Source organism: Rhodococcus sp. EPR-134 (genome assembly GCF_001647205.1).
Classification (GTDB): Bacteria; Actinomycetota; Actinomycetes; order Mycobacteriales; family Mycobacteriaceae; genus Rhodococcus_F; species Rhodococcus_F qingshengii.
Window position 1 is genome coordinate 1 of record NZ_LVCT01000587.1, and the last position, 5,285, is coordinate 5,285.

The 5,285-nt window shown below is 64.4% G+C and carries 2 protein-coding genes and 1 pseudogene; all 3 read right to left on the bottom strand.

Annotated features, from left to right (window positions below; translation table 11 throughout):
- Nucleotides 1–1,016, bottom strand: a 1,016-nt coding sequence (locus tag A2J01_RS25795; RefSeq protein WP_064113888.1) for a hypothetical protein, incomplete at its 3' end; no start/stop codon positions are given.
- Nucleotides 1,016–3,547 carry a DNA gyrase subunit A gene (gene gyrA, locus A2J01_RS25800; RefSeq protein ID WP_047272672.1) on the bottom strand — a complete coding sequence of 844 codons (2,532 nt, stop codon included), beginning with the start codon at nt 3,545–3,547 and terminating at the stop codon, nt 1,016–1,018. The genes gyrA and A2J01_RS25795, both read right to left, overlap by 1 nt.
- Nucleotides 3,548–3,633: 86 nt before the next feature.
- Nucleotides 3,634–5,285: pseudogene (locus A2J01_RS25805) on the bottom strand (DNA gyrase subunit B); the annotation flags it as partial.

Below are 5,285 nucleotides of genomic sequence, written 5' to 3' on the forward strand. Positions count from 1 at the left end.
ACGGCGTGAGTTTTCTCACCCTTCACCGCAGCAGGCAACGGATGCTTGGCCTCGGAGAGGTCAGGCATGTCCTTCGGTAGATCCTTGCGATCGATGTGCCGAGTCGGCCCGTCGATCGCGGCGGCTTTTGCTTTCGGATTAGCGACCGTGGGATTGGCGACCGTGGCGTTTGCAGCCTTGGGATTTGCGCCCGAGGGTGTAACAGCCTTGGCTGCTGCCGCGCCGGCGACGCCACCGGTAGCTGCGGCAGCCGCCGTTCCCGTCACGACGGGACGTGCCGACGGGTTGCCGGCAGGACGACCCGTCGGTGCACCGGCAGCGGGGCGACCCGATTGCGGCTGTCCCTTCGGCGCACCACCCTGCGCGGGGTTTTTGGCCGGACCACCCTGCGCCGGACCACCCTGCGCAGGGCCTGCCGCTGCAGGACGCTGCGGACCCGCAGGCGGCTTACCTCCGGCAGGAGCTGCCGGACGACCCGCAGGAGCACCAGCGCCGGCTGGGCGCGTGATGTTGGTCTGCGGCTGACTTTGCGGAGCCTGATTCTGCGGTGGCTGAGCCTTCGACGACGGGGCCTTGGACGCCGGGTTCTGAGCAGCGGGGTTCTGAGCTGGCTGCCCCTGCGGCTGACCCGACGGCTGGGGTCCGCGTTGCCACGGCGGCGCCTGGCTGCCACGAGCCTGATTGGCAACCGGTTGCGGCGGAGCCTGACCGTCACCCTTTGCCGGAGTTACCGGCGCAGCCGGAGCCACAGAAGGAGCGGAAGGAGCTTGACCCTTGGCCGCACCCGCGGCGTCGGAAGCCCCACCCGCCGGCTTCTGAGCCGACGGGCCGCGAGGCGGCTCCGGTGCCTTGGGCGCCGGAGCTGCCTCGGAAGCTTTGGGTCCGCCGTCCGCTGGAGCTGCAGGTTTCGAGGTCTGCGGCCCCGCCGGAGCAGTTGCCTGCTCCGGCTTCGGTGGCGTCGAACCTGAAGTGCTTTCGCTCTTCTGGTCACTGCCCGGCTGGTTGGGAGTGCTCACTAGGACTCCTTAGCTCCATCGGCATTGTCTGCGTTGTCGGTGGTCTCTGCAGCGAGCTCTTCGGGCTCGTCGGCGTTGCGCGCAATCGCGAGCAGTGTGTCGCCTTCGCCGAGGTTCATCAGACGCACGCCCTTGGTCTGGCGTCCCGCCTTACGAACCTGCTTGGCAGCCGTCCTGATGACGCCGCCGCCCGAGGTGATCGCGTACAGCTCGTCGTCGTCGTCGACGATGAGCGCACCGACCAGAGTGCCACGTTTCTTGTCGTACTGAATCGTGAGCACGCCCTTGCCGCCGCGACCCTGCACCGGGTAGTCCTCCATGCCGGTTCGCTTGGAGTAACCGCCCGACGTGGCGACCAGGAGGAACGTTCCTTCACGAACGACGTTGAGCGAGAGCAGCTCGTCGTCACCGTTGAAACGCATGCCCTGGACACCGGAAGTGGCGCGGCCCATCGGACGCAGTGCCTCGTCGGTGGCCGAGAAGCGGATCGACTGGCCCTGTGCCGAGACGAGAAGGAGGTCGTCTTCGGCGGAGCAGAGGACAGCGCCGACCAGTTCGTCTTCACCGCGCAGGTTGATGGCGACGATGCCACCGCTGCGGTTGGAGTCGAAGTCGGTGAGCTTGGACTTCTTGACCAGACCGTTGCGAGTGGCGAGCACCAGGTAGGGCGCGTCTTCGTACGTCTTGATCTGGATGACGGACTGGATGCGTTCGTCCGGCTGGAATGCCAGCAGGTTGGCAACGTGCTGACCGCGAGCTGTACGGCTCGCCTCGGGCAGTTCGTAAGCCTTGGCGCGGTAGACGCGGCCCTTCGTGGTGAAGAACAGCAGCCAGTCGTGCGTCGACGTGACGAAGAAGTGCGAGACGATGTCGTCCTGCTTGAGGCCGGCACCCTGAACACCCTTGCCGCCGCGCTTCTGCGAGCGGTACAGGTCGGTCTTGGTGCGCTTGGCGTAACCGGTCTCGGTGATCGTGACGACGACGTCTTCGCGGGCGATCAGATCCTCGTCGTTGACGTCTCCGTCGGCGGCGATGATGCGGGTACGACGGTCGTCGCCGTACTTGTCGACGATTTCCTTGAGCTCGTCACGAACGATCGCGCGCTGACGCTCCGGGCGAGCCAGAATGTCTTCGAGGTCCGCGATTTCGAGTTCGATCTCGGCCAACTCGTCGACGATCTTCTGACGCTCGAGGGCGGCCAGACGACGCAGCTGCATGCCGAGGATGGCGTCGGCCTGGATCTCGTCGACGTCGAGGAGTTCCATCAATCCGGCGCGAGCGATGTCGACGGTCTGCGACGCACGGATCAAGGCGATGACCTCGTCCAGAGCGTCGAGGGCCTTGACCAGACCGCGCAGGATGTGGGCGCGCTCCTGTGCCTTGCGAAGCAGGTACCTGGTACGACGAACGATGACCTCGAGCTGATGCGCCGTGTACAGACGGATCATCTGGTCGAGGCGCAGCGTGCGCGGCACTCCGTCGACGATGGAGAGCATGTTGCAGCCGAAGCTGGTCTGCAGCTGGGTGTGCTTGTAAAGGTTGTTCAGCACGACCTTGGCAACGGCGTCACGCTTGACGGTGACGACGATGCGCATGCCGACGCGGTCCGAGGACTCGTCGTGGATGTCGGAGATGCCACCGATCTTGGCGTCACGAACCTGCTCCGCGATGGAAGTGATCAGGTTGTCCGGGTTGACCTGGTAGGGCAGCTCGGTGATGACGATCGTGGTGCGGCCCTTGGCATCTTCTTCGATCTCGACGACGCCGCGCATACGAACGGAGCCACGGCCGGTGGTGTAGGCGTCCTGGATGCCCTGTCCACCGACGATGAGCCCGTGCGTGGGGAAGTCGGGTCCCTTGATGCGCTCCATGACGGCCGCGAGGGTGGCTTCCTCGTCCGCTTCGAAGTTGTCGAGCGCCCAGTAGATGGCCTCGGCAACTTCACGCAGGTTGTGCGGCGGAATGTTGGTGGCCATACCGACGGCGATGCCGTTGGAACCGTTGATCAGCAGGTTCGGGATACGGCTGGGCAGAACCGTCGGTTCCTGCGTCTTGCCGTCGTAGTTCGGGGTGAAATCGACTGTCTCGTGGTCGATTTCGCGCAGCATTTCCATCGCGAGCGGCGTGAGCCTGCACTCGGTGTAACGCATGGCGGCTGCGCCGTCGTTGCCGCGGGAGCCGAAGTTTCCCTGACCGTCGACTAGCGGGTAACGCAGCGACCACGGCTGGGCCATACGAACCAACGTGTCGTAGATCGAGGAGTCGCCGTGGGGGTGGTAGTTACCCATGGTCTCGGCGACCGGTCGGGCAGACTTCACGTATCCGCGGTCGGGGCGATATCCGTTGTCGTACATCGCGTAGAGCACGCGGCGGTGCACCGGCTTGAGTCCGTCGCGGACATCCGGCAGAGCGCGACCGACGATGACGCTCATGGCGTAGTCGATGTAGCTGTTCTGCATTTCCTGCTGGATGTCGACCGGTTCGATCCGGTCGTGTTGCGGACCGTCCGGTGGCAACGTGGTGTCGGTCATGAGCTCACTTTCTTAAAAGAGGGGGCAAGCCCCTGTGCGCGGAAAAGGAGCCCGGGGACTCCTCAACCACGCACAGGGCCGCAGGCCTACACGTCGAGGAAACGAACGTCCCGGGCATTGCGGGTGATGAAGCTGCGTCGTGCTTCGACGTCTTCGCCCATCAGCACGCTGAACAGCTCGTCGGCAGCAGCCGCGTCGTCGAGCGTGACGAGACGCAGAACGCGCACCGTCGGGTCCATCGTGGTTTCCCACAGCTCCTTGGCGTTCATCTCGCCGAGGCCTTTGTAGCGCTGGATGCCGTCGTCCTTGTTGATCTTCTTGCCGGACTCGAGGCCGGCCTTGACCATCGCGTCGCGCTCGCGGTCGGAGTACGCGAATTCCGGCTGCGCACCCTTCTGCCACTTGAGCTTGTACAGCGGCGGCTGCGCGAGGTAGACCTTGCCGTGCTCGACGAGCGGCCGCATGAAGCGGAACAGCAGCGTGAGCAGCAGCGTTGCGATGTGCTGACCGTCGACGTCGGCGTCGGCCATGAGCACGATCTTGTGATAGCGCAGCTTGGCGATGTCGAACTCGTCGTGGATGCCCGTGCCGAACGCGGTGATGATCGACTGGACTTCGGTGTTCTTGAGGACGCGATCGATACGCGCCTTCTCGACGTTGATGATCTTTCCGCGGAGCGGGAGGATCGCCTGGTACATCGAGTCTCGGCCGGACTTGGCCGAGCCGCCTGCGGAGTCGCCCTCCACGTTGTAGATCTAGGACTTCTCTGGATCGTTGGAGCGGCAATCGGCGAGCTTGCCTGGCAGGCCACCGAGGTCGGTCGCACTCTTACGACGGACCAGCTCACGCGCCTTACGTGCGGCGACGCGGGCCTGCGCCGACGAAACAGCCTTGTTCACAATGGTTTTCGCGTCGGCGGGGTTCGCCTCGAACCAGTGCGCGAGGTGCTCGTTGCACGCCTTCTGCACGAAGGACTTGACCTCGGTATTGCCGAGCTTGGTCTTGGTCTGACCCTCGAACTGGGGTTCACCGACCTTCACCGAGATGATGGCCGCGAGTCCTTCACGGATGTCGTCACCGGTGAGCTTGGGATCTTTGTCCTTGAGCAGCTTCTTTTCGAGCGCGTACTTGTTGACCGTTGCGGTCAGTGCGGCGCGGAAGCCCTCTTCGTGGGTACCACCCTCGTGGGTGTTGATCGTGTTGGCGAAGGTGTGCACGGACTCCGAGTAGCCGGAGTTCCACTGCATTGCGACCTCGAGCTCGTGGCCGGTGCCCTTGGCGGTGAATCCGACGACCGAGTTGTGGATCGGGGTCTTGCTCTTGTTGATGTGCCGGACGTAGTCCTCGAGTCCACCGGGGTAGTGGTAGATACGGGTCTTGGACTTACGCGGCGCTGCCTGAGCAGCTTCTTCGGCTTCTTCGGCAGCAGACTTGGGAGCCTCGGCCACCTCGGCAGCTTCGTCGTCGATGACCTCGGCGCGCTCGTCGGTCAGCGTGATGGTCAGGCCCTTGTTGAGGAAGGCCATTTCCTGCAGACGACGCGCAACGGTCTCGAAGTTGTAGCGGGTGGTCTCGAAGATCTCGGGATCGGCCCAGAAACTGACGGTGGTGCCGGTTTCCTTCGTCGGGTCGCCCTGTACGAGCTCTCCCGGCTTGGAATCGGTGTACGTCTGCTGCCACCGGTAGCCGTCGACCTTGATGTCGACGTCGAGCCGGGTGGAGAGCGCGTTGACCACCG